A 395-nucleotide genomic window follows, 5' to 3' on the forward strand; every position below is an offset into this window, starting at 1 on the left:
TGCCACGCTTCAGGGCCCAGCCGGATCAGCGGCTTGCGGCCCGTCATGCGGGAGGAGTTCAAGTGGGACAGCGCGCCGCCCTCTACTGCCGGGTCTCGACCGCCGACCAGTCCTGCGCGCGGCAGGAGCGGGATCTGGCCGCCTTCGCCGCGCGCGCCGGCTACGAGGTGGTCGGGGTGTTCAAGGAGACCGCCTCAGGGGTGCGGCACGACCGCGCCGAGCGGCGGAAGGTCATGGCGCTTGCCCAGCGGCGCGAGATCGACGTGGTGCTGGTGACCGAGCTGTCGCGCTGGGGCCGCAGCACGACCGACTTGCTGGCGACGCTGCGCGAGCTCGAGGCGCAGCGCGTCTCGCTCGTCGCGCTGAACGGCATGGCCTTCGACCTCTCGACGCCG

The 395-nt window shown here is 72.7% G+C and carries 1 protein-coding gene; it reads left to right on the top strand.

The window, feature by feature from the left end:
• Positions 1-62 precede the first annotated feature (62 nt).
• On the top strand, positions 63-395 hold a 333-nt coding region (locus ACFHPP_RS31415; RefSeq protein ID WP_437167136.1), incomplete at its 3' end, for a recombinase family protein.

This window comes from Falsiroseomonas sp. E2-1-a20, from assembly GCF_051433195.1.
Classification (GTDB): domain Bacteria; phylum Pseudomonadota; class Alphaproteobacteria; order Acetobacterales; family Acetobacteraceae; genus Falsiroseomonas.